Consider the following 23,569-nt stretch of genomic DNA (forward strand, 5'->3'; position numbering starts at 1 on the left):
ACGGATGAGCCGCTGCATGCCCCTCCCCGCCCCGCCCCCCGCCGCCGGCGCGCTCGAGCTCATCGGCGCGACGCCCATGGTCCGCGTGCGCCACCTCGACACCGGGCCGTGCGAGCTGTTCCTGAAGCTCGAGAGCGCGAACCCGGGCGGCTCGATCAAGGACCGCATCGGCCTGTCGATGATCGCGGCGGCCGAGCGCGATGGGAGCCTGGGCGGCGACCGCCGTCATCTGGTGGAGGCGACCGCGGGCAACACCGGGCTCGGCCTCGCGCTGGTGGCCGCGCAGCGCGGGTACCGGCTGACGCTGGTCATCCCCGACAAGATGAGCCGCGAGAAGATCCTGCACCTCAAGGCGCTCGGCGCCGAGGTGGTGATGACGCGCTCCGACGTGGGCAAGGGCCACCCGGAGTACTACCAGGACCAGGCCGAGCGGATCGCGCGCGAGGAGGGCGCGTTCTACGTCAACCAGTTCGCGAACCCGGCCAACCCGGCGGCGCACGAGTCCGGCACCGGCCCGGAGATCGTCGCGCAGCTCGACGGCCGGCTCGATGCGATGGTGTGCGGCGTCGGCTCGGGCGGCACGCTCACCGGCCTCTCGCGCCACCTGGCGAAGGCGGTCCCCGGCTGCGAGATGGTGCTGGCCGACCCGGAGGGCTCGGTGCTCGCCGGCTACGTCGAGACCGGCACGATCGGAGCGGCGGGGAGCTGGCTGGTGGAGGGCATCGGCGAGGACTTCCTGCCGCCGGTCGCCGACCTCTCGCGCGTCCGGCGGGCGTACCGGATCCCGGATCGCGAGAGCCTGGAGACGGCGCGGGCCCTGCTCCGCGCCGAGGGCATCCTGGCCGGCTCGTCCACCGGCACGCTGCTCGCGGCCGCGCTGCGCCACTGCCGCGCCGCGGACCGGCCGCTCCGCGTCTGCACGCTCGTGTGCGACTCGGGCAACAAGTACCTGTCGAAGATGTTCGACGACCTCTGGATGCTGGAGCAGGGGCTGTCGGACCGGCCCACCGTGGGCGACCTCACCGATCTCGTCACCCGCCGCTTCGCCGACCGCGCGGTGGTGACCGCCGGCCCCGGTGACCCGCTGCTCGTCGCGCTGAACCGCATGAAGGCGAACGACGTCTCGCAGCTGCCGGTGGTGGAGGACGGGCGCGTGGTGGGCATCGTGGACGAGTCCGACCTGCTGCTCGCCGCGGTGGACGACCCGTCCCGCCTGTCGCTGCCGGTCCGCGACGTCATGACCACCCGGCTCGAGACGGTGACGCCCGCGACGCCGTTCCAGGCGCTCCTGCCGATGTTCGCGGCGGGCCTGGTGCCCATCGTGATGGACGCCGGCCGCTTCGTCGGCCTGGTCACGCGCATGGACGTCCTGGGCGCGCTCCGGCGCCGCGTCGCCCGCTGACCGCCCCCGGCCGCCTCGGCCCAGCTCCGGCGCGGATTCGCGGGCCGCCCGGCCCCGTGGCACCATGGCGCGATGGACCCGCGCGCCGAGCTGCTGGCACGCCGCGCCGCGCTGCGCACCCGCGTGCGCGCCGGCGACGCCCGCGCCGCGCTCTCGCTGGCCCGCTCGCTGGAGCGCGACCCGCCGCGCGACCACGCCGCCGCCCGGCGCGCGTACGAGGCGGCGGCGAAGGCCGGGCTCGCGGACGCGATGGCCGCGCTGGGCGAGCTGCTCCGCGACGGCCGCGGCGGCCCGCGGGATCTCGAGGGCGCGGTGCGCTGGTTCTCCGAGGCGGCGCGGCGCGGGAAGGCCGAGGCCATCGCCAGCCTGGCCGGCGCGCTGCTGCACGGCGAGGGCGCGCCGCGGGATCGCGCGACCGCGATCCGCCTGTTCCGCCGCGCGGCCTCGGCCGGCGTGGTCCAGGCGATGGTGGACCTCGCGCTCTGCCTGCGCCAGGGCGCCGCCGGCGTGCCGCGCGACGACGCGGGCGCGCTGCGCTGGCTCCGGCGCGCCGCCACGCAGGGGCACGCCGGCGCGGCGCTGCTGGTCGGCCAGGCCTACTGGTTCGGCCGCATGGGCGCGCCGCGGGATCGCGCGCGGGCCGCGCCGTTCCTGCTCGCGGCCGCGCGCAAGGGCGAGCCGAAGGCCGCCGGCCTGGCCGCGGAGGCCCGGACGGTGCTCGGGGGCGCGGCGCCGCGGCGGCCGCCGGCGCGCGTCACCGCCCCCGCCGCGCGTCCCGCAGGATCTCGCGCGCCGCGTTCCGGCCGCACGCGCCCATGACCCCGCCGCCCGGGTGCGTGGCGGCGCCGCACAGGTACAGGCCGGGCACCGGCGTGCGGTAGCCACCGCCGCCGGGGAACGGCCGCAGGAAGAGCAGCTGCGCCGGCGTCATCGCGCCCTGGAAGATGTTCCCGCCGGTGAGCCCGAAGCGCCGCTCCAGGTCGAGCGGCGAGAGCACCTCGCGGTGCAGCACCGAGGCGGCGAAGCCGGGCGCGTAGCGGTCGAGGAGCGCCACGCAGCGATCCGCGAACGGCTCCTTGAGCGCGTCCCAGGAGCCCTCGGCCAGCCGGTACGGCGCGTACTGCACGAACATCGACATGAGGTGGCGGCCCGCCGGCGCGACCGCCGGGTCCACCGCGGAGGGGATGGTGCACTCCAGCACCGGCTCCTGGGATGGCCGGCCCGCCACGGCGTCGGCGAACGCGCGCTCGAGGTGGTCGAGCGTCGGCGAGATGTGGATGGTGCCGCGGTGGTGCGGGCCCGGCGTGGCGCCCGCGTGCGGCGCCGCCGGGAAGCGCGGGAGCTCGGAGAGCGCCAGGTTGATCTTGAGCGAGGCGCTCGCGTAGTCGATCGCGCCCACCGCCTCCGCCACCTCCGGCGCGAGGTGCTCCGCCCCCACCATCCCGAGCAGCGTGCGCCGCGCGTCCACCGACGAGGCGACGCGCCGGGCCGCGATCTCGGTGCCGTCCGCCAGCACCACCCCGTCCGCCCGGCCGCCGCGCACCCGCACCCGCGCCACCCGGGCGCCGGTGCGAACCTCCGCCCCGGCCGCGCGTGCCGCGCCCGCCAGTGCGGCGGCGAGCGCGCCCATGCCGCCGCGCACGTAGCCCCAGACGCCGCGCGCGCCGTTCACCTCGCCCATCACGTGGTGGAACAGCACGTACGCCGTGCCCGGCGTGGAGGGCGAGGCCATCGCGCCGATGATGGCGTCGGTGGCGAGCGTGGCGCGGAGCGGCTCCGACTCGAACCAGCGCTCGAGGATGGGGCGCGCGGCCCCGAGCAGCACCTCGAGCGCGCGCGGGCCGTCCTTGCCGAGGCGCAAGAGCCGCCAGCCGGTGCGCGCCAGCCGCCACAGGTCGCCGGGCCGGCCGGAGAACGGATCCGGCGGCGGCTCGAGCAGCGACGGCTCGACGGCGCGCGCCAGCCGGTCGAGCAGCGCCTCGTAGCGCGGGAAGCGCTCGGCGTCGCGCCGGGAGAACTTCGCGATCTCGCGCTGGTTCAGCGCCGGGTCCGGGCCGAGCAGGAGCGAGCGGCCGTCGGGGAGCGGCGTGAACGAGGACGGGTCCCGCGGCAGCACCGCGTAGCCGTGGCGGGCGAGGTCGAGCTCGCGGACGATCTCGGGGCGGAACAGGCTGACCACGTACGCGGCCGTGGAGACGCGGAAGCCCGGCCACGGCTCGTCGCCGCCGCTCGCGCCGCCGAGGCGGTCGAGCGCCTCCAGCACCAGCGTCCGCTGGCCCGCGCGCGCGGCGTAGGCGGCCGCCACGAGCCCGTTGTGCCCGCCGCCCACCACCACCAGGTCGAACGGCTCCATCCCGCGGTGGTAGGCGGGCGGGCCGCCGGCCGCAACCGCACCGGGCGCCGCGCCCCGGGCGATGCGGGGGGCGGGCGCCCGGGCGCCACGGCTGGGCTCCTCGAAGCCGCTCGGGCCGAGCCCGTCGAGCCGCGAGCGGAGGGCGCGATCAGTTCGCGGCCTTGACCGGCTTCTCGGAGGGCGCCTGCGCGGTCTTCGGCTGCGCCTTCTTCTCGGCCTTGGCGACGGCGGTGGTCTTCGCCTTCGCGTCGGTGGCCGTGGCCGTGGTGGTCTTCTTCTCGCCGCACGGGAACGCCGGCGACGCGAGCCCGAGCAGCGCGAGCGCCGTGGCGGCGCGGAACAGCAGCTTCATGGGAGGCTCCTTCCGCTCCTCGCCGCCCCGGGGATCGGGGCGACCCGAGGCCCATGTCCGCCGGGTCTCGCCGCCGCAACCGCGCCGTCCGTGAACGTCCGCTTGCGCCCCCACGGCGCGCCGCGGCAGGGGGCGGGCGCGCGCTGGCCGGGCGCAGCATCAGGGGCGACGACCGCCGGGGCCGCCGCCGAGGTGCTCCGCGCGCCCACCTCTCGCCCGGACGACGCACGCCGTCGCCGAATTCGCAGGTGGCCTGCGCCGGAGCGCGGGGGTCTACTGCGCGATCGCGCGTGTCCCACGTTCCGGCGACACGCCTCCCCCTCCACGAAGGAGCATCTCGATGAAGCGCCTCCTCCTCCTCGCCGCCGTCGCCACGGCCACCGCCTGCGGCGGCGGCTCCGACAAGAAGGACCCGAACTGCAACCCGACGGATCCGGCGGCCTGCGCCGACGGGCTGGTCTGCGAGGTGGTCCAGGGCGTCGGCACGCGCTGCGCGTCGCCGGTGGTGATCACCGGGGTGGTGTACGACCTGTCGCTCGGCCTGGACGCCGGGCCGATCGAGGGCGCGCGCGTGGTCCCGCTCGACGTGAACGGCGCGCCGGTCGGCTCCGCTGCCACCACCGACGCGACCGGCGCCTACTCGGTGCAGGTGCCGGCCGAGCGCGACGCCAACCTCGCGCCGGTCTCCGGGCACGTGACGCTGCGCGCCGACGCCGACGGGTTCGCCACCTTCCCGTCCGGCATCCGCTCGGCGGTGCCCGTCGACCTCTCGGCGGCGACGGAGGTGAACGCGGCCACCACGCAGTGGGTGGTGGCGTCCTCGCTCACCGACGTCGGCCTCGATCCGACCGCCGGCGCGGGCACCGGGCGCCTCCACGGCAACGCCGCGCAGGCCACCGCCGGCGCGCTGGTCGTGGCCGAGCGCACCGACGGCACGGTCCGCACCGGCGTCGCGGACGCCTCGGGCGACTACGTCATCTTCAACGTGCCGGCCGGCGACTGGACGGTGCAGGGCTACACGCAGGGCGTGAACTACCAGCCGGCGCCGGTGGCCGGGCTCACCGACCTCGAGGACCGGCTGGTGGATCTGGTGGTGAAGAACCGCGCCGCCGCCGCGGTGACCGGCAACATCCAGCCGACCGGCCAGAACCAGCCGGCCGCGCTCGACACCACGGTGGTGCTGGTGGTCCGCGCCACCTACGACGTCGAGCTCGACCGCGGCGAGTCGCCCCCGGGCCTGGTCGTGCGGCTGACGAACGCCACCGGGACCAACTTCAACGTCCCCGGCGTGCCGGACGGCGAGTACACCGTGCTCGCGGCGTTCGGGACCGACGGCTACATCCGCGACGTCTCCGGGATCGGCGGCACCGCGCCGGTCGAGGTGCTGGTGGAGAACGGCGTCATGACCAGCGCGCCGGGCGCGTTCAAGATCACCGGCGCGTTGAGCTTCGCCGACCCCGGGATCTCCCCGTCCACCGGGACCGTGGGCGAGACCCTGGTCACCGACTCCGCCACCCCGATGTTCGACTGGCTGGACTACCCGTCCGCCGTCGGCGGCTACGACGTGGTGGTCTTCGACTCGCTCGGCACGCCGGTGTGGGCCCCGGCGCGCCTCGGCGCCGCGGTCACCTCCGCGACCTACGCCGGCGTGGCGCTCGAGCCGGGCCGCACCTACCAGGTGCGCGTGACCGCGTACGACAACGCCGGCATGGCCGTGTCGCGCACCGAGGACCTCCTCGGCGTGTTCACCTACCTCCCGCCTGCGGCCCCGTAGCCCGGCGGCCGCCGCGCGCGCGGCACCGGGCTCCCGGTCCCGGTGCCGCCGCGCGCGTCTCACCCCCTCCCACCCCGCGGCTGTGGCATCCTCCGGTTCGCGCGCGGTGCGTCCGCTGCGCCAGGAGGGAACCCATGGCCGTGGTGCTCGTGCTGCTCGGGCTCGTGGTGCTGGTGGCGCTCGCCGCCGTCGGCATCTACAACGGGCTCGTCACGCGGCGGAACGCGTACAAGAACGCGTTCAGCCAGATCGACGTCCAGCTCAAGCGTCGGTACGACCTCATCCCGAACCTGGTCGAGACGGCCAAGGGCTACCTGAAGCACGAGCGCGAGACGCTCGAGGCCGTCGTCGCGGCTCGGAACGGCGCCGCCGCCGCGGCCCGTGCCGCCGCGGCGAACCCCGGCGACCCGGCGGCGATGGCCGCGCTGTCGGGCGCGGAGGGCGCGCTCGCCGGGGTGCTGACCCGCTTCATGGCCGTCGCCGAGGCGTACCCGGACCTGAAGGCCAACCAGAACATGCTGGCGCTGCAGGAGGAGCTGACCTCCACCGAGAACCGGATCGCGTTCGCGCGCCAGGCCTACAACGACGCGGTGATGGCGTACAACAACGCCCGCGAGACGTTCCCCGGCGTGCTGCTCGCCGGCGGCTTCCCGCCCGCGACCGCGTTCGAGGTGCAGGTCGCCGCCGAGCGGGAGCCGGTGCGGGTGCAGTTCTAGCCGATGGCCGCCCAGGCCCCGCCCGCCGGGCGGGCCACGCTGGACTTCTTCGCCGCCCAGCGGAACGCCCGCCGGCGCACCACCGTCCTCGTGATCGCGTTCGCGGTGGCGCTCGTCGCCGTGATCGCGGTGGTCTACCTCGCGCTCGCCGTGGCGCTCGGGCTGGGCGCCGGCGCGGGCGGCGGCGGGTGGGCGGTGGACGGATCCGGCGCGGTGTACGGCCCGCCGCTCCTCCAGCCCGGCCTGCTCGCGCTCACCGCGCTCGGCGTCGGCGCGATCACCGGGGTGGGCGGCGCGTGGCACGCGGTGCGGCTCTCGGCGGGCGGCGGCGCCGCGGTGGCCGAGCTGCTGGGCGGCACGCCGGTGGACCGCGCCACCCAGGATCCCGCCGAGCGGCGCCTCGTCAACGTGACCGAGGAGATGGCCCTCGCCGCCGGCATGCCGGTGCCGCGGCTCTACGTGCTCCGCGGCGAGGCCGGCATCAACGCGTTCGCGGCGGGCTACACGCCCGGTCACAGCGTGGTGGCGGTGACGCGTGGCGCGCTGGAGCGGCTCACCCGCGACGAGCTGCAGGGCGTGGTGGCCCACGAGCTGTCGCACGTGCTGAACGCGGACACGCGCATCGACCTGCGGCTCATGGCGGCGGTGGGCGGGCTCGGGTTCCTGACGCTGCTCGGGCGGCTGCTCCTCGACGTCGACTCCGGACCGCGCCGCTCGCGCGATCGCAACCGCGGCGCCATCGCGCTGGTCGGGCTGGGGCTGCTCGTCGCCGGCGCCATGGGCAGCCTGTGCGGCCGGCTGGTCCGCTTCGCGGTGGCGCGGCAGCGCGAGTGGCTGGCGGACGCGTCGGCGGTGCAGTTCACGCGCAACCCGGACGGCCTGGCGGGCGCGCTCCGGAAGATCGCGGCGGAGGGGTCGGCGGTGTCCGGGCCGCACGTCGCCGAGGCGGCGCACCTGTTCTTCGCGCGCGCCTCGGGCGGCCTCCTCGCCGGCCTGTTCTCCACGCACCCGCCCATCGAGGAGCGCATCCGCCGGATCGCGCCGCACCTCGCCGGCGCCCCCCTTCCCCGCGCCGCGGCGGCCTCCGCGGGGGCGTCGCCGCCCCGCCCTGCGGCGGCCCCGGCCTCTGCGCAGGCGCCGGCCCGCGCCGGCGTGGCGGGGCTCGCGGGCGGACCGGCGGAGCCAACGTCGGCGCCGCCCGCGTCCGCGCTCCGGGCGGACCACCTCCCCCGCGCGGCCGGGCTGCTCTCGGGCCTTCCGCCCTCGCTCGCGGCGGCGGCGCGCGAGCCGTTCGGCGCGCGCGGCCTCGCCTGCGCGCTGCTCGTGGACGCGGCTGCGCCCGTGCGCGCGGCGCAGCTCGCGTACCTCGAGCGGAACGACCGGGCGCTCCGTGCCGAGGTGGAGCGGCTCCTCCCCGCGCTCTCGGGGCTGGATCGCACCGCCCTCAACGCGCTCCTCGCGCTGGCGCTCCCGGCGCTCGACGCGCTCTCGCCGGCGCAGGGCACCGCGCTCGCCGCCGACCTCCGCGCGCTCGCCGCCGCGGACCGCGCCGTGTCGCCCTACGAGCTGGCCGTGCTCCGCGCCGTCCTGCGGCGCCTCTCCCGCGGCGCCGGCGCGCCGCCGCGGGCGCTCCTGCGCACCGTCGAGGAGGCCGGGCCGGAGTGCCTGGAGCTGCTCTCGTGCCTGGCGTGGACCGGCGGGCGCGACGCGTCCGCGGCGCAGGCCGCGCTCGACGCGGGCGCGCGGGCGCTCGGCGCGCGCGGGCCGTGGCGGGTCCTCCCGCGCGAGCGGCTCGGGCTCGGGCGCCTCGAGATCGCGCTCGACCGGCTCGACGCGGCGTCACCTTCAGTGAAGTCCGCGACGCTGGAGGCGTGCTCGGCCGTGGTCCGGGCCGACGGGCGGGTGACCGCGGACGAGGCCGAGCTGGTCCGGGCGGTCGCTGCCTCGCTCGGCCTACCCTTTCCGCCCGGGCTGGAGGCGGCCGCCGCGCCGGGGGCGGGCGCCCTGGGGACCCCGCTCAGTTGAAGAACGTGGGCGGCCGGACCGTCACGCCCTCGATCGGCTGCCGGGCGGCGAACCCCGCGTCCACCGGGTGCCAGTGCGACACCGCCGGCTCCCCGAACTGCCAGCACAGGAACACCGGCTCGCCGTCCTGGAGCGAGTAGAAGTCCACGAGGCCGGCCTCGAGGTCCTTCACCAGGCACCCGAGGCCGTTGATGCGCTCCACCGCCGCGCCGAGCTGGTCGGCGAGCGCGCGCAGCCGCTGCGCGTCCTCCCCGTGCCCGGCCGGGCCCGGCTCGCCCCGCTGCAGGACGGCCATCGCGACCTCTGCGCCGCCCAGCGCCTCCACGCACGCGACCATGTCGGCGCGCACCTGGGCGACCCGCCCGAACTCGATCTCGAGGTCGGACACGAGGTCGTTCGCCTCCTCGACGGTGAAGTACCGGGGGCCCTCGTCCATGGGCGGAAACCTCGTCATCTCCGTGTTATAAGCGCGGCGCGTGGCCCGACCAGGGCCGAAAGGATCACGCCGAGTGCTCGAGACCGTATCCAAGGGCTTCAAGGCTGCCCGCAACAAGCTGAAGGGGCGCACCGAGATCACCCCGGAGGTCGTGGACGACGCGCTCCGCGACATCCGCGTCTCCCTGCTCGAGGCCGACGTCTCGTTCGACGTGGTGAAGCGGTTCGTCGCCCGCGTCCGCGAGAAGGCCATCGGCGAGGTGGTCGAGACGAAGGTGAAGACGGAGAAGGGGCAGCTCCGCGTCACGCCCCAGGACCACTTCGTCAAGATCTGCCACGACGAGCTCGAGGCGCTGATGGGCCCGGTGGACACCTCGCTCCGCCAGGGCGAGCGCGGCCGCCCCACCGGCATCATGATGGTCGGCCTGCAGGGCTCCGGCAAGACGACGACGGCCGGCAAGATCGCGAACCGCCTCCTCAAGGACGGCAAGCAGGTCATGCTGGTGGCGGCGGACGTGTACCGCCCCGCCGCCGTGGACCAGCTCAAGGTGCTGGGCGAGCGGCTCGGCGTGCCGGTGTTCCACGAGCCGGGCGTCTCGCCGCCGGACATGTGCCGCCACGCGTTCGAGGCGGCGCAGCGCGAGCACCGCAACGCGGTCATCTACGACACCGCCGGCCGGCTCGCCATCGACGACGAGCTGATGACCGAGCTCGAGAACATCAAGGCGAACGTCGCGCCCGAGAACATCCTGCTCGTCGCCGACGCCATGATCGGCCAGGACGCGGTGAAGACCGCGACCGAGTTCGACCGGCGCCTCGCCATCGACGGCTTCATCCTGACCAAGCTCGACGGCGACGCCCGCGGCGGCGCGGCGCTCTCGATCAAGGAGGTCACCGGCAAGCCCATCAAGTTCCTCGGCATGGGCGAGGCGCTCGACCGCCTCGAGGAGTTCCGGCCCGAGGGGCTCGCCTCCCGCATCCTGGGCTTCGGCGACATCGTCGGCCTGGTGAAGGACTTCGAGCAGCACGTCGACGAGGAGACCGCCGAGGCCGAGGCGCAGAAGATCCTCTCCGGCGACTTCACGCTCGAGGACTTCGTCAACCAGATCCGGATGGTCCGGAAGATGGGCCCGCTCGGCGAGCTCATGGAGAAGTTCCCGATGTTCGGGGAGCTTCCCGAGAACTTCCAGTTCGACGACTCCGCCCTCACGCGCATCGTGGCGATGGTCGACTCGATGACGCAGGCCGAGCGGCTCCGCCCGGACTCCATCACCGACCAGCGCGTGAAGCGCATCGCGAAGGGTGCCGGCCGCACCGAGAAGGACGTCCGCGACCTGCTCAAGCAGTACAACGCGATGCGCGGCGTGATGAAGCAGGTGGGGTCCGCGCCCGGCCTGCTGGCGCGGCTGCCCGGCGTGAAGCAGCTCATGCAGCTCCGCAAGATGCAGGGCAAGGGCATGGAGGACGTGCTCGGCGCCGACGCCGACGCGGTCGAGCGCGCCATGCAGGGCGGCCTGGTGGACCCGCGGATGGCCGCGCAGATGGCCGGGCTGCCCAAGGGCTACACGCCGCCCATGTCGGCCGGCGCCATGGCCCGCGCCCGGATGATGGGCTACGCGCCCGAGCCGATCGCGCTCGAGAGCGCGAAGGAGCGCGAGGCCCGCAAGAAGAAGCGCAAGGCCGAGCGCCAGGCGCGCAAGAAGGGCCGGAAGAAGGGCCGCCGCTGAGCCGGAGCGCGTGGTGGACCTGCCCCGCCAGCGCGCGCTCTCGACGTACCGCGCGGCGCCGTTCCGCCCGCCCGCCTGCGCCGGCGCGGTCTACCCCGACGCCCCCGGCGCGCTCCGCCGCGCGCTCGACCGCTGGCTGGCGCTCCCTGCCGGCGCCCCGGCCGCGCCGCCCGCGCCCCCCGGCGTGGTGGTGGCGCCGCACATCGACTACGCGCGCGGCGCCGCCGGCTACGCGCACGCGTACCGGGCGCTCGAGGCGAGCCGGGCCGACCTGTTCGTGATCTTCGGCACCGCCCACGCCACCCCGCCGCGCCCGTTCACGCTCACCCGCCTCGACTACGGCACGCCGCTCGGGCCGGTCCGCACCGACCGCGCGCTGGTGGACGCGCTCTGCACGACGCTCGGCGAGGACGCGCTGCTCGGGGACGAGCTCGTGCACCGCGACGAGCACTCGGTGGAGCTGCAGGCGGTGATCCTGGCCCACCGGCTGCGCCGGCCGTTCACCGTGCTGCCGGTGCTCTGCTCCGCCATCGGCCACCTCGCCGACCCGGCCGCCGCGACCGCGCCGTTCCTCGGCGCGCTCGGCCGCGCGGTGGCGGGGCGCCGGGTGTGCTGGGTGGCGGCCGCCGACCTCGCCCACGTCGGCCCCCTCTACGGCGACGCGCGGCCGCCCGCGCCGGCCGAGCTGGCGGCGCTCGCGGCGGCGGACCGGCGCACGCTCCGCTACGTGGAGGCCGGGGACGCGGCGGGCTTCCACCGCGACGCGGTCCGCGACGGCGCGCGCCGGCGGCTCTGCGGCATCGCGCCGATCTACGCGGCGCTCCGCGCGGCCGGCGCCGGCGCGCGGCTGCTCCACTACCAGCAGTGGACCGACGGCGTCGACTCGGTGTCCTTCGCCGCGGCCGCCGGCTGACGGCTAGCCCTCGTCGCCCCCGCGGGCGTCCTCCTCGCCCGCCGCCTCGCCGTACTCGATGGCGCAGCGCGGGCAGAAGGCGTTCGGCGCGGGCGCGCCGGGCACGGCGATCGTGTCCCCCTCGGCGCCGCACACCTGGCACTCGCCGGCGATGACGACCTCGCCGCGGTCCTGCGGGCTGTTCTTGGTCGGCTCCCTCATGATCCACCTCGCCGTCTGCGCTTCGGCACCACCAGGCCGCGCGAGAGGCGCCGGAGCACGCGCTTGAGCTGCCGGCGCTTGTACCGCTCGTGCGACGAGTCGCCCGCCTCGTTCGCGATCGCGGTCGCGCGATCCACCACCTGGAACTCCACCAGCGAGAACACGATCCGCCCCAGCTCGTCCGCCATGGGATCGAGCGGCGGCAGGAGGTCGTCGATGCGGACCGGCAGGTCCACCACGAAGTTCAGCACCCGGTAGCCGCGGCCGCTGAACTCGTTGCGCGGCTCGGAGGGATCGCGCCGCTCCAGGTCCGGCGGGAGCTGCAGCTGGCCGCCGATCTCGGCGCCGCGCGGGTGGCGCTTCAGCAGGTCCACGAAGCGGACCAGGCTGTTCTGCGTCTGGCCCGGGACGGTGTAGTTGAACGGGAACAGCGTCCGGGTGAGGTGCAGCACCACCGGCGCGATCTGCTCCGGGGTCTCGGTGACGATCCGGTAGCGCACCCGGTCGAAGATCTGCGCCGCCACCGACTCCTTCTTCGCGATGAGCTTCGTCACCAGCGAGCCGCGCGCCTTCACGCTCCCGGCGAACTCGAGGATGGGCATCCCCCCGGCCCGCATGCGGGCCGCCTCGCCCATGATGCGGCGGTCCACCCGCTCCGAGAGGTCGCTCTCCCGGGTGGGCGTGCGGAACAGCAGCTCGCGCGCCTCCAGGTGGTGGATCACGTGCATCACCTTGAGCACCACGCAGGCGATGCGCCGGTACTTCCGCGGCTCGGCGACGCCGGAGGCGAGCAGGAACAGGTCCCGCACGTCGTCCGGCATGGCCACGGGGTCGGCCACCCGGTAGCCGAACGCGTGCCGCAGGTACTCGACCGCCTGGCCCAGGATGGCGCGCAGGCGGCGCTCGTCCCGCGGGTCCTCCAGGTCGAACAGGTTCAGGCCGAGGAACTCGTCCACCTCGGCGGCGGTGGTGAAGTCCAGGCGGCGCCAGTCCACCACCGACCCGCCGCGCAGCACGAGCCGCAGCGCCTCCAGCTCGGCCAGCCCCATCTCCTCGAGCGGGCGGTAGAGAGCGCCCGGGACGGACGGCTGCTTCGGCTGCTTCAGCTCGAAGGGCATCTCTCCTCGGAGGTCGCGGGGCGCGAACGGCGAGGCTGAAGATGTCAGCGCGGGGTGGCCGGGTCAAGGCACCGATGGCCGCACGCGAGCGGCCGCCTGCCGCCACGAGCAGCGCCCGCCGGCCCCGAGCCCGTCCGAGGTCCGGCGGATCCCCGCCTGTTCGTGAACGTCGATCGGCCGCTAGAACTTGATCGGGAACGTCACGTCGGAGCGGCCGCTCTTCGACCTCGGGAACTTCGTGCCCCGGAGCACGCCCGACAGGCACTGGGCGAGCGGGCCCGAGGCGTACTCCGGCGTGGCGCACTTGGCGTTCTGCACCGACCCGTCGGGGGCGATGGCCCAGCGCATCTTCAGCACGCCGGACGCGGCCGGATCCCGCGTCTTCTGCTCCTGCACGCACTGCTGCAGCGAGGAGACGCGGCCGAGGATGGTCTCGTTCACCTGCGAGTCGGAGACGCGGTCCGGCAGCGCGCCGCCGCCGGGCGCGGGCGGCACGTACACGGAGCGTGCGCCGGGCTTGGTGCCGCCGAGCGCCGCGTCCAGCGCGGCGTCGTTGCTCTCGAAGTCGAGGACGGAGTCGCGCTTCCGCGGCGCGGGCGCCGGCGCAGCGTCGGCCTTCGCGACGCGGGTGGGCTCCGCCTTGGCGACGCGGGTGGGCTCGCGCACCGCGCGCTCCGGCGCCTCGCGCCGCGCCGGGCGCGCCGGGGCGGGCTCGCGCCGCGCGGGCGCCTCCGCGACCTTGCGCGCCGGCTCGGGCGCCGGCGCCGCCTTGGCGGGCTCGGCGGCCGCCGCGGGCGCGGGCTCGGCGGCGGCCGGAGGCGCGTCTGCCTTCGCGACCACCGGCTCGGCGGCCGGCGTGGGCGGCGGCGTCGGCGCCGGCGCCGCCGCGGGCTGCGCGGCGGGCGGGGCCGGGGCAGGCTCCGGGCGGGCCGCGGTCGCGACCGGCGCGGGCGCGGCCTGGCTCGCCGGCGCGCGGCCGAGGATCCACCAGCCGGCCCCCGCGGCCGCGACCACCGCCACCGTCGCCACCGCGCCGAGCACCGCCGCGCGCGAGGCGGAGCGGCGGTTCCGCAGCTCCTCCGCGCCGCGCGCCACCGACGAGCGCCGCTCGATCTTCTTCTCGCCGGTGGTCTCGAGCGCCTTGATGGGCAGCGGCACCGCGCCGGTGGGATCCACCCCGCCGCCGTCCGGCAGGTCCATCGAGTCCATGAGCGACTTCACGCCGCCGGCCGACGGCCGCGCCGCGGCCGGCTCGGGCGCGCGGGCGGCCAGCTCGTCGCTGGCGAGCGCGGCGAGCGCGGACGCGCCCACCGGCTTCCAGTCCACGTCCGCGCCCGGCACCGGCGACGCGGCCGGCGCGGGCTCCGGCGCGGCGCGCCCCGCCGAGGCGGACGCCGCGAACGGCGCCGGCGTGCGCGACGGGCGCGCGCCCCGCGGGACCGGCGAGAGGTACGCGGCCAGGTCCGGCACCGCGGACACCGCCGCCCAGTCGCCCATGCCGGGCCGCCACACCAGCGAGTCGGGGCCGACGTCGCCGCCCTCCCACTTCTTCTTCACCTCGAGGAGCGGCAGCGGCCCCACCTGCGCCTGCCCGATGGCCACGTACCACTCGGTGGCGGGCAGCTCGGGCGCCGGCGCCGCGGAGGCGGCCGCGAGGCGCGCCTGCTCCTCCGGCGTGGTCTCCTGGGTGGCGTCGGGATCCTGCCCGGGCGCCGCCACGCCGGCCGGCGGCGTGTCGCCGAACGCGTGGTCGAACGCCTGGCCCAGCTCGGCGTCCAGCCCGCCCTCCGGCGCGGTGCCGCCGCCGGGCGGCGGGGTCCCGGCGCCCCCGTCGCCGGCCGCCGCGGCCGTCGTGGACGCGGGCGTCTCCGGCGCCACGGCGCCGTTCTCCGCGGCCCGGCGGACCCGGATCACGTTCCCGCACTTCTTGCAGCGTACCTTGACGCCGCTCGGACCGACCTTGTCGTCCGAGATCATGTACTGAGCGTCACACCGATCGCAGCCGAATTTCATGTGCCAACCCGCGCAGATCCTAGGTTTGCCTGCTCCGCACCGTCAAGGACGCCCCCGCTCACGCCGGCACGACGCAGGAGAGGCCGAGCTTCTCCCGCAGCGTCGCATACTCCTCGGAGACGCAGAACGTCGCCAGGTCGCGCAGGCGGGTCTCCTCCCGCAGCTTCGAGACCTGGGGCTTCTCCGCCGCCGCCGCCCGCCGCACCACCTCGAGGTCGCCGGCGAGCAGCGCGCCGGCGCGGTTCGAGGTCAGCTCCGCGCCGTCCAGGTACGACCGCACGTCGCCCGGGTGCTGCACCTCACAGTAGCTCCGGGCCAGGAGCTTGAGGGTGTTCTTGCGCACGCCCTCGGGCAGCGTGCGCTCCAGCTCGCGCTTCAGCTTCTCCACCAGGTGCGGATCGGCGGTCACCACGAAGCGCGAGGTGCCCACCGAGCACGCCGCCTGGAACACCAGGTCGAGCTGGTCGTGCGGCATGAGCCGCGCGAGGTACAGCTCCGGCCGCGCGAACGCCATCGCCTTGCCGATCGCGAACCACAGCTCCTTCTTCGGCGCCTCCTCGAACAGCTCGTCGGAGGCGACCAGGCCCGCCGGGTCGGTGGGCACGATGGCCAGCTTCGCCGCGGCGCCGGACTTCCGGAACAGCCGCAGGCCCCGGAAGCCGAGCGTGCGCTCCACGTACTTGAACATGTTGGCGAAGAAGAGCATCGAGCCCTGCACGTCGAGCTCGTCCTTCTTCGGGTTCAGCCCGAGGTCCTTGTCCCGCTGCAGGAACATCGGGCGCGCGTGGACCGCCAGCAGCGTCATGATGTCCGCGAGCGGGCCCTTCACCCGCTCGTGGAGCAGCAGCGCCCAGAGCGCGTCGTCGAGCGGGCGGCTCGCCTGCTCGCGCGCGAACTTGCGCAGCCGCGCCACCACCTGGACCTCCTCGCCGTCGGTGGCGCCGAGCAGGTGGACGAGCACCTGCGCCGCCGAGTAGGCCTGGTCGTACTCGCGCCGCGAGGCGTGCAGCTTCACCAGCGCCGCGGCCGGCTTCTGCGTGCGGCTCCCGCCGCGCAGCAGCTGCCGGTACGCCGCCACCGCCTCGGCCTCCTCGCCCGCCTTCCGCGCCGCGAGGTCGGCGTACAGCTCCAGCGACACCGCGTCGTCCGGGTCGGCCTTCGCCACCACCTGGTAGGCGAGCCGCGCGCCGTCGTCGTTCCGCAGCACGTTGCGGTACAGCTCGCCGACCGTCTTCCACAGCGCCAGGCGCGCCTGCGCCACGTCCGGCGTCTTGGGCAGCCGCTGGATCATCCGGAGGTACGCCTGCTCCAGCTCCTGCCAGCGCTTGCCGCGGGTGAGGGCGTCCTCGATGGCCGCGAACGCCTGGACGAGCCGCGGGTTGCGATCGAGCGCGCGCTCCAGCTCGGCCAGCGCGGCGTCCTCGTCCTTGACCTCGTCGCGCAGCACCTCGGCGCGCGCCAGGTGGAGCCGGGCCGCGCGGACCGGGTCGGCCTGCACCTCGGGCCGCGCCACCATCTGCCCGAGCACGTCGGCCGCCTTCTGGCCCTGGCGCGTCTCGCGGTACAGGCCGAGCAGCGCCTCGGTGACCGGCAGGCTGGTGGGGTCGATGCGGGTGGCGCCCAGGAACGCGTCGATGGCCTGGTACGGATCCTGGAGCTTGTCCCGGCAGGCCTCGCCGATGGCGACGAAGTCGTCGAACCTGGCCTTGCCCTCGAGCAGCGGCAGGAGCCGCTGCCGCTGGTCCACCGCGCCCTCCCAGTCGCCCACCGCCTCGAGCACCCGCACCAGGCTGCGGCGCGACGGCTCGTGGTTCGTGTCGATCTCGAGCGCCTTGCGGAACGCGTTCGCGGCCCGGTCGAGCTGCCCCAGCTTCGCGGCGATCTCGCCGATCTGCCAGTGCGTCTCGACCACCTCGAGGTCGGTGAGGCCGTCGCGGTGGTGGATGATGACCGCGGTGAAGATGCGCAGCGCCTCGTCCCACTCCTCCCGCCGGACGAGCAGGTTGCCGAGGCCCTCCAGCGCGGGCAGGTAGGTCGCGTCGAGCTCGTACGCCCGGCGGTAGGACGCGAGCGCCTTGTCCATGCGCCCGAGCTTCTCCGCCACGTAGCCCTGGCGGTAGCACTGGCGGCACAGCTCGCGCGCGTCGCCGCCCGAGTCGAGCACGCCCACGATCACGTCGAGCACGCGCTCGGCGTCGGCCCAGCGCGCCTGCGCCACGTAGATGTCCGAGAGCGGGCGCGCCGCGTCGAGGTGGCCGGGGGTCCGCTTCAGCGCCTCCTCGTAGTAGCGGGCCGCGCTCTCCCGGTCGTCGCGCTCCTCCTGGTAGACGCGCGCCGCCTCGGTGTAGCGCTCGGTCTTCTCCTGGACGTCGGTCGCGTAGCGGGCCTCGTCGACCAGCAGCTCGAGGTACCGATCCCGGTCGCGCTCGCGCTCCGCGATGCCCTTCAGCGCGCGCAGCGCCGGCAGGTTGCCCGGGTCGAGCTGCAGGGCGCGGCCGTAGGCCTCCTTGGCCCCGGCCACGTCCATGAGCATGTCCTCGAAGATCGCGCCCATGCGGACCTGCAGGTCCACCGCGTCGCGCGAGCCGCCGGCCACCCGCGCCTCGCGGCGCAGCATGTCGAGCGCGAGGTTCCAGTTGCCGCTGTTCTCGTACAGGCGCCCGAGCGCGCTCACCGCCTGGCGCGAGTCGGGGTCGAGCTGGAGCGCGTGGCTCAGCATGGCCTCGGCGCGATCGACCCGCTGCAGCTCCTTCCACCAGATCTCGCCGATGGCCACCTCGAGCGTCACCTGCTCGCGCCGGTCCTGCACCAGCGAGACGTGGTGCTGCATCACGCTGATGAGCCGGTCCCAGAGCGCCTCGTCGCGGTAGAGCCGCTCGAGGTTCTTGATGGCCACCGCGTTCGCGCCGTCGATGCGCAGCACCGCCTCGTTCTTCTCTATGGCGGAGCGCGGGTCGCGCAGCTTCTCGTCGTGGATCGCGGCGCTGCGCGACAGCACCCGCACCTGCTCGCGCGGGTCCTGGGTGAGCGCGATGAGCCGCTCGTAGACGCGGTTCAGCTCGGCGAAGCGGTCGAGCTTGGTGTACAGGCGCTCCAGCCCCGCCAGCGCGTCGGCGTTCCGGTCGTCCAGGCCGAGCACGGTCCGGTAGCCCTCCACCGCCGCCTCGTCGTCGCCGATCTCGTTCTCGTGCAGCGACGCGATCTGGAGCTGGTAGGCGATGCGCGCCTCGTCCGAGGCGGAGAGGTCGCGCGCCCGGGCCAGCACGCCGGCCAGGTCGGCCCAGCGCTGCTCGCGCCGCAGCAGCTCGGACAGCGCCTCCAGCGCCGCCGGATCCGCGCCGTCCAGCTCCAGCACGCGCCGCAGCGCGCTCACCGCCTCCTCGACGTCGTGCAGCTCGCCGTCGTAGATGCGCGCCATCTCCAGCAGCGTGGCCTTCTTCTCCTCCAGCCCCGCGGCCGCCTCGAGCTTCTGCTCCAGCGTGATGACGAGGTCGCGCACCCGCCCGCGCCGCTTGAACAGCTGCGTGAGCGCGTCGAGCGCCTCGGGGCTGGCCGGGTCGGCCTCCAGCGCCTTGCGGTAGGCGGCCTCCGCCTCCTCGGGCGCGTCCAGCCGCTCGTCCCGCACCTTGCCCAGGCGGAGCAGCAGGCGCGCCCGGACCATGCCCTTCGCGTCCTCCGCCACCTGCTCCAGCACCGCCGCGAGCTCGTCGAACGCCTCGGTCTCGGCGGCCAGCCGCTCCGCCTCGGCGAGCGCCTCGGCGTCGCCGGGCCCCTCGGCCAGCGCGCGGCACCAGCCGAGGAAGCTCATCTCCTTCTGGCCGAGCCGCTTCTCGTGGACGCCGGCCACCTCCTTCAGCAGCGCCAGCTTCTCCGCCGGGTCGGGCAGGTGCGGCGCGAACAGGTCGCAGACCCGCGCCAGCGCGCGCCAGTTGCCGGCCGTCTCGTGCAGCGCCCGGAGCTGCTCGTAGGCGGTGCGGTTCGCCGGGTCGAGCTCGAGCACCTTGTCGAGCGCCGCCGCGGCGGCGTCGTTCCGCTTCTGGGCCCGCCACAGCTCGGCCACCGCCAGCCAGGCCGGCACCGCCTCGGCGGGGCCGCCCTCGGCCGCGAGCAGCGCGGCGCGGGCCTCGGCGGCGCGGACGCCGTCCTGGGCGGCGCCGCCCTGGCGGAAGATCTCCTCGATGCGGACCAGGTCGCCGGCCGTGTGCGGCTCGATGTCGAACGCGAGCTTGGCCTGCTCCACCGCCTCGCGCTTCTGGCCGGCCCGCAGCAGCACGTCCGCGAGCTCGAGCCGGACGCGCTTCACCCCGGCCGCGTCCTCCTGGAGCGGGACCAGGCGCCGGTAGACCGAGACCAGCGCGTCCTGATCGCCCTGGGCGGCGTGGATGTCGCGCAGCGCCTCCAGCGCGCGCCGGTTGCGCGGATCCGACTCCAGCACCGCCTTGTACGACTGCACCGCCTGCGCGGCGTCGCCGAGGCGCGTGCCGAGCACGTGCCCGAGCTTGTCGTTGAGGCGCGCGATCTCGCGCCGGTCCACGGTCGCGGACACGCGCAGCCGGAGGTGCTGCGCCAGGTCCTGCCAGCGCTCCAGCCGCTCGTACAGGTCCTCCAGCGCGGCCAGCCCCGCCTCGTGGCGCGGGCGGATCCCGAGCAGCTCCTTCCAGAGCGCCACCGCCTCGTCGAGGCGGCCCAGCTCGGCCGCCAGCGCGGCCATGCGGGCCAGCACGCGCTCGCGCGCGGCCGGCTCCTGCGCGGCGGCCCGCTGCGCCGCCAGGTTCTGGAACAGGTCCTCGCGCCGGCCGGCGCCGTCGTACAGCGCCTCGAGCGCCCGGAGCGACGGCACGTGGCGCGGGTCGGCCGCCACCGCGGCCTCGTAGGCCTCGGCGGCCCGATCCGGCGCGGCGAGCCGCTCCTCGCAGAGCTGCCCCAGCCGGAACAGGAGCTGGACGCGCTCGGCGCCGTGCGCGGAGGAGGCGAGCGACGACAGCGCGTCGGCGAGGTCGGGCCAGCTCTCCAGCTTCTGGTAGATGCGCTCCAGCGCGGGCAGCGCCGCCGGCGCGGCGGCGGGATCGAGCGCCGCGGCGCGCCGCAGGAACTGGGCGGCGCGGGCCGGCTCGGCCAGGTGCTCCTCGTACAGGGCGCCGAGGCGCAGGGCCACCTGCGCGGTGTCGGACGGCGGCAGCCGGTCCAGCTCGTCCTCGTAGATGGCGGCCAGCTCCTCCTCGTGGCCGCTCCGCGCCGCGAGCGCCTCCATGCGCGCGCGGAGCGCCGGGTCGGCGGGGTCCTCGCGGAACGCCTTGCACAGCGCCAGGAACGCGAGCGAGGGATCGCCGAGCCCCTTCTCGCGCAGCTCGGCCAGCGCGAGGTAGAGCGCCTTGCGCTCCTGCGGATCCGGGCGCTCGCCGGCGCGCTGCTCCAGCACCGCCGCCTGGCGCAGCGGGTCGCCGGCCGCGGCGTAGGCCCGCTCCAGCGCCACCGCGGCGCGCGCGTTGCCGGGGTCCTTCTGCAGCATGGCCTCGAGCCGCGCCAGCGCCTCGGGGTGGTCCGGCCGGGCGCGCAGCACCTCCTCGTACAGCTCGAGCGCGCCCTCGCGATCGAGCAGCCGGTGCTCCTTCAGCTCCGCCAGTCGCTGCCGCAGCGCCCCGAGCACGTTCGCGTCGCCGGCCTCGGCCGCGGCGGCGATCTCGCGCGCCAGCACGTCGCCGAGATCCACCCAGCGCTCGGCCTTCACGCACAGGCGATCCAGCCGCCCGAGCGCCTCGCGATCGTCCGGCGACAGCTCCAGCAGGCGCTTCAGGCTCTGGATGGCGCCGGCCGCGTCGCCGAGCCGCTCGTCCTGCACCGCCGCCAGCCGCCGCAGCAGGTGGGCGCGGCCCTCGGGCAGCTCCTCCACCGCCAGCCCGCGCCGCAGCGCCTGCGCCAGCGCCTCGGGATCCGCGCCCGCCTCCAGCGCGTCGATCAGGCCGACCAGCGCCTCGCGATCGTCCGGCGCGAGGTCGAGCACCTTCTGCCAGGCCGCGGCCGCGCGGGCCGGCTCGCCGTGCGCGAGCCGCGCGATGCGCCGCTGGTACTCGGCCCGCGCGACCGGCTCGCGGGCCCGGTCGGCGTGCTCCTCCAGCAGCGCGGCCAGCTCGTCGCCCAGCCCCGCCGCCTGCGCGTGGCGGACCGCCAGCTCGAGCGACTCGGGCGCGTCGGGATCCGCCGCGAGCGCGCGCGACGCGGCCAGGAACGCCATCTCGGCGTTGCGCAGCGGCCCGCCGTACGTCTCGGCCACGCGCCGCAGCAGCGCGGCGCGCCGGGCGGGCTCGGTCTCGTTCGCCGCCCGCGCCTCCAGCGTCTCCACCACCTTGCCGTGCTCGCCCTCGGCCGCGTACACCGGCTCGAGCAGCAGCGCCGCCTCGAGCGCGGCCGGCCCGGTGCCGCGGGCCAGCTCCTCGAGCGCGGACAGCGCGGCCGGGTGGCGAGGCACGCGGTGCAGCACCTCGCGGTAGGCGACCAGCGCGCCCTCCGCGTCGGCCAGCCGCTGGTGCCGGATGCGGCCGAGCCGGAAGCGCAGCTCGGCGGCCTCGGCGACGAAGTTGGGCTGCCGGTCGGCGAGCGCCACCTCCCGGTCGAGGATCTGGACCAGCTCCTCCCAGCGCTCGGCCGCGCCCAGCAGCCGCCCGAGCAGCCGGAGCGCCTGGGGGTCCTCCGGGTCCACCGCGAGGATCTTCCGGTACGCGTCCACCGCGCCTTCGCGATCCGAGAGCTGCTCAGCCATGATCTTCGCCACCTCGAGCAGGAGTTCCTTGCGGGCCGCCGCCGCGGGCGCGACCTCGGCGAGCCGCGAGAGCGTGACGGCCAGCTCGCGGTGCGCGCCCATGCGGCGGTAGACGCGCGCCAGCGCGCCGAGCGTCTCGGGGGAGACCGCCGCCGCGGCCACCTCCTCGTACTGCCGGGCCGCCTCGGCGAGATCGCCGAGCCGGTCGGCGCACACCGCGGCCAGCCGCCGCCGCGCCTCCAGCGCCGCGCGCGCCGGCAGCCCGGCGGCGAGCGCCACCCGCAGCGCCTCCGCCAGCTCCGCCCACGCGCCGGTCGCCGCCGCGAGCCGCTCCAGGTCCGCCCGCGCCGACGGGGCGTCGCGCCCCGCCCGCGCCGCGTCGGCCAGCTCGCGGACCCGCGCCTCGAACGCGCGGCGCCGGTCCCCGAGCCGCTCGTGCAGCGCGGCGATCTCGGCGAGCAGCGGCGCGCGCTCGGCCTCGTCGGCGCCCTCCAGCCGGACCTCGAGCAGCGCCGCCAGCCGGCCCGCGTCGCCCGCGGTCCGGAGCACGTCCTCGAGCAGCCGCGCCGCGCCCTCGCGCGCGTCCGGGCGCTTCAGCAGGCGCTCCAGGCCGGCCACCGCCTCCGGCTCGCGCGGGCGCTCGGCGAGCACCTCGGCGTAGCCCTCCACCGCGCGGCGGGGATCCGGGTCGCGCTCCAGGCGCGCCGCGCGCCGGAGCAGCGCCGCCACCCGGCGATCGGGATCGGCCCCGCAGGCGCGGGCGAGCGCCTCCAGCACCTGGAGCAGCTCCGCCGTCGCCGGCCCGGGCTCCGCGCCCGGCGCCCGCTCCAGCACGCGCGCGAGCCCCTCCAGCGCCTCGATCCGGTCCGGGGCCTCGTCGAGCGCCGCGCGGTAGGCCTCGGCGGCCACGCCCCCGTCCCCCAGCTCGTCCGCGACCACCGCCGCGTGCAGCAGGTGGCCGATCCGCTCCTCGCCCTCCGCCAGCGCGGCGCGGCGGCGCGCGACCTCGAGGATCTCCCGCGCCGAGCGCGCCGCCTCGTGCAGCGCCGCCAGGGCCTCGAGCGCCTCGGCGTCGTCCGGCGCGAGCGCCAGCACCGCGTTCCACGCGTCCACGGCCCCCTGGCCGCCGGCGCGCGCCTCGCGCAGCCGGGCCGCCTGGCGGAGCAGGGCGAGCCGCTCCTCCGGCCCCGCCGCGGCCGCCGCCTGCTCGTAGACGTCGGGCAGCTCGTCCTCCGAGCCGGTCTCGCGCGCGAGCCGCGCCAGGTCCTCCTCGGCGCCGGCGCGGGACGGCCCGCCCTCCGCGAAGGCGCGGCAGGCCGCCACCCAGGCCAGGCCGGGCTCGCCCATGTCGCGCTCCAGGATGGCGCGCAGCTCCGCGTGCAGCCGGGCGCGCTCGCCGCGGTCCTCCACCGCCGCGAGCCGCGCCTCCCGCGCCGCCACCCGCCGGGCGTGCTCGCCGCCCTCGCGCAGCGACGCGTCGGCGGCGTCGAGCGCCTCGCGCCCCACCGCCCCCGGGACCGCGGCCAGCTCGGCGAGCGCGTCGCGCACGTCCGCGCGCGAGGGATCCCGGCGCAGCAGCTCGGCGTGGAGGGCCAGCGCGCCGGCCGGATCGCCCAGCCGGAAGCGCCGCAGCTCGGCGAGCCGGGCGGCGGCGTCCGCGTCGAACGCGCGGGCCAGGCGGCGCTCCAGCAGGGGCGGCGAGCGCCTCGGGCCGGTCGAGGCGCTGGTACAGCCGCTCCAGCGCCGCCGCCGCCTCCGCGTCGTCCGGCGCGAGCGCCGCCAC

The 23,569-nt window shown here is 76.5% G+C and carries 14 protein-coding genes; 7 read left to right on the plus strand and 7 right to left on the minus strand.

The window, feature by feature from the left end; translation table 11 throughout:
• Nucleotides 1–16: 16 nt before the first annotated feature.
• Together ANAEK_RS16990 and ANAEK_RS16995 are read left to right on the plus strand one after the other, a co-directional pair.
• The gene (locus tag ANAEK_RS16990) at nucleotides 17–1,402 is read left to right on the plus strand and encodes a cystathionine beta-synthase (RefSeq protein WP_012527366.1); all 1,386 of its coding nucleotides are present in this window, start codon (nucleotides 17–19) and stop codon (nucleotides 1,400–1,402) included.
• A gap of 72 nt (nucleotides 1,403–1,474) precedes the next feature.
• The gene (locus tag ANAEK_RS16995; RefSeq protein WP_012527367.1) at nucleotides 1,475–2,221 is read left to right on the plus strand and encodes a tetratricopeptide repeat protein; all 747 of its coding nucleotides are present in this window, start codon (nucleotides 1,475–1,477) and stop codon (nucleotides 2,219–2,221) included.
• Here ANAEK_RS16995 and ANAEK_RS17000 read toward each other — a convergent pair.
• Both ANAEK_RS17000 and ANAEK_RS17005 read right to left on the minus strand, forming a co-directional pair.
• Nucleotides 2,157–3,755: an NAD(P)/FAD-dependent oxidoreductase gene (locus ANAEK_RS17000; protein WP_012527368.1), complete on the minus strand. Its 1,599-nt coding sequence runs from the start codon at nucleotides 3,753–3,755 to the stop codon at nucleotides 2,157–2,159. The genes ANAEK_RS16995 and ANAEK_RS17000 overlap by 65 nt on opposite strands.
• Nucleotides 3,756–3,903: 148 nt before the next feature.
• On the minus strand, nucleotides 3,904–4,107 hold the full coding sequence (locus ANAEK_RS17005; protein ID WP_012527369.1) for a hypothetical protein: 204 nt from the start codon (nucleotides 4,105–4,107) through the stop codon (nucleotides 3,904–3,906).
• A gap of 340 nt (nucleotides 4,108–4,447) precedes the next feature.
• Here ANAEK_RS17005 and ANAEK_RS17010 point away from each other — a divergent pair, with 340 nt between their 5' ends.
• From ANAEK_RS17010 to ANAEK_RS17020, 3 genes are all read left to right on the plus strand, one after another.
• Nucleotides 4,448–5,881 (plus strand): carboxypeptidase-like regulatory domain-containing protein, encoded by a 1,434-nt coding sequence (locus ANAEK_RS17010; RefSeq protein ID WP_012527370.1) that lies wholly within the window; start codon nucleotides 4,448–4,450, stop codon nucleotides 5,879–5,881.
• A 134-nt stretch (nucleotides 5,882–6,015) separates the two neighbouring features.
• Nucleotides 6,016–6,597, plus strand: coding sequence for a LemA family protein (locus ANAEK_RS17015; protein WP_012527371.1), 582 nt, complete (start codon nucleotides 6,016–6,018; stop codon nucleotides 6,595–6,597).
• A gap of 3 nt (nucleotides 6,598–6,600) precedes the next feature.
• The gene (locus ANAEK_RS17020) at nucleotides 6,601–8,622 is read left to right on the plus strand and encodes a M48 family metallopeptidase (protein ID WP_012527372.1); all 2,022 of its coding nucleotides are present in this window, start codon (nucleotides 6,601–6,603) and stop codon (nucleotides 8,620–8,622) included.
• Here the strand turns inward: ANAEK_RS17020 and ANAEK_RS17025 are convergent.
• On the minus strand, nucleotides 8,615–9,076 hold the full coding sequence (locus ANAEK_RS17025; RefSeq protein ID WP_232288254.1) for a DUF2203 domain-containing protein: 462 nt from the start codon (nucleotides 9,074–9,076) through the stop codon (nucleotides 8,615–8,617). The two genes, ANAEK_RS17020 and ANAEK_RS17025, sit on opposite strands and share 8 nt — an antisense overlap.
• A 55-nt stretch (nucleotides 9,077–9,131) precedes the next feature.
• Here ANAEK_RS17025 and ffh point away from each other — a divergent pair, with 55 nt between their 5' ends.
• Together ffh and amrB are read left to right on the plus strand one after the other, a co-directional pair.
• A complete protein-coding gene (gene ffh, locus ANAEK_RS17030; RefSeq protein ID WP_012527374.1) occupies nucleotides 9,132–10,784 on the plus strand; it encodes a signal recognition particle protein in 1,653 nt (550 codons plus the stop codon).
• 13 nt (nucleotides 10,785–10,797) lie between these two features.
• Nucleotides 10,798–11,697 carry an AmmeMemoRadiSam system protein B gene (amrB, locus tag ANAEK_RS17035; RefSeq protein WP_012527375.1) on the plus strand — a complete coding sequence of 300 codons (900 nt, stop codon included), beginning with the start codon at nucleotides 10,798–10,800 and terminating at the stop codon, nucleotides 11,695–11,697.
• Between the two features lie 3 nt (nucleotides 11,698–11,700).
• On the opposite strand, the gene ANAEK_RS17040 is transcribed toward amrB, so the two are convergent.
• The 4 genes from ANAEK_RS17040 to ANAEK_RS17055 all read right to left on the minus strand — a co-directional run bounded on the left by ANAEK_RS17040 (nucleotide 11,701) and on the right by ANAEK_RS17055 (nucleotide 23,334).
• Nucleotides 11,701–11,898: a hypothetical protein gene (locus ANAEK_RS17040; protein ID WP_012527376.1), complete on the minus strand. Its 198-nt coding sequence runs from the start codon at nucleotides 11,896–11,898 to the stop codon at nucleotides 11,701–11,703.
• On the minus strand, nucleotides 11,895–13,016 hold the full coding sequence (locus tag ANAEK_RS17045) for a TIGR04552 family protein (RefSeq protein ID WP_012527377.1): 1,122 nt from the start codon (nucleotides 13,014–13,016) through the stop codon (nucleotides 11,895–11,897). The genes ANAEK_RS17040 and ANAEK_RS17045 overlap by 4 nt, the downstream gene beginning before the upstream one ends.
• 180 nt (nucleotides 13,017–13,196) lie before the next feature.
• Nucleotides 13,197–15,029 (minus strand): adventurous gliding motility protein GltJ, encoded by a 1,833-nt coding sequence (gene gltJ / locus ANAEK_RS17050; RefSeq protein ID WP_012527378.1) that lies wholly within the window; start codon nucleotides 15,027–15,029, stop codon nucleotides 13,197–13,199.
• 58 nt (nucleotides 15,030–15,087) lie between these two features.
• Nucleotides 15,088–23,334, minus strand: a complete 8,247-nt coding sequence (locus ANAEK_RS17055) for a tetratricopeptide repeat protein (RefSeq protein WP_232288256.1) — start codon at nucleotides 23,332–23,334, stop codon at nucleotides 15,088–15,090.
• Nucleotides 23,335–23,569: the final 235 nt, after the last annotated feature.

The organism is Anaeromyxobacter sp. K, assembly GCF_000020805.1.
Classification (GTDB): domain Bacteria; phylum Myxococcota; class Myxococcia; order Myxococcales; family Anaeromyxobacteraceae; genus Anaeromyxobacter; species Anaeromyxobacter dehalogenans.

Bases quoted from the DNA above. Each gene is read 5' to 3' on its own strand.
- ANAEK_RS16990 (WP_012527366.1), top strand. From the start codon at position 17: ATGCCCCTCCCCGCCCCGCCCCCCGCCGCCGGCGCGCTCGAGCTCATC.
- ANAEK_RS16995 (WP_012527367.1), top strand. From the start codon at position 1,475: ATGGACCCGCGCGCCGAGCTGCTGGCACGCCGCGCCGCGCTGCGCACC.
- ANAEK_RS17000 (WP_012527368.1), bottom strand. From the start codon at position 3,755: ATGGAGCCGTTCGACCTGGTGGTGGTGGGCGGCGGGCACAACGGGCTC.
- ANAEK_RS17005 (WP_012527369.1), bottom strand. From the start codon at position 4,107: ATGAAGCTGCTGTTCCGCGCCGCCACGGCGCTCGCGCTGCTCGGGCTC.
- ANAEK_RS17010 (WP_012527370.1), top strand. From the start codon at position 4,448: ATGAAGCGCCTCCTCCTCCTCGCCGCCGTCGCCACGGCCACCGCCTGC.
- ANAEK_RS17015 (WP_012527371.1), top strand. From the start codon at position 6,016: ATGGCCGTGGTGCTCGTGCTGCTCGGGCTCGTGGTGCTGGTGGCGCTC.
- ANAEK_RS17020 (WP_012527372.1), top strand. From the start codon at position 6,601: ATGGCCGCCCAGGCCCCGCCCGCCGGGCGGGCCACGCTGGACTTCTTC.
- ANAEK_RS17025 (WP_232288254.1), bottom strand. From the start codon at position 9,076: ATGACGAGGTTTCCGCCCATGGACGAGGGCCCCCGGTACTTCACCGTC.
- ANAEK_RS17040 (WP_012527376.1), bottom strand. From the start codon at position 11,898: ATGAGGGAGCCGACCAAGAACAGCCCGCAGGACCGCGGCGAGGTCGTC.
- ANAEK_RS17045 (WP_012527377.1), bottom strand. From the start codon at position 13,016: ATGCCCTTCGAGCTGAAGCAGCCGAAGCAGCCGTCCGTCCCGGGCGCT.
- gltJ (WP_012527378.1), bottom strand. From the start codon at position 15,029: ATGAAATTCGGCTGCGATCGGTGTGACGCTCAGTACATGATCTCGGAC.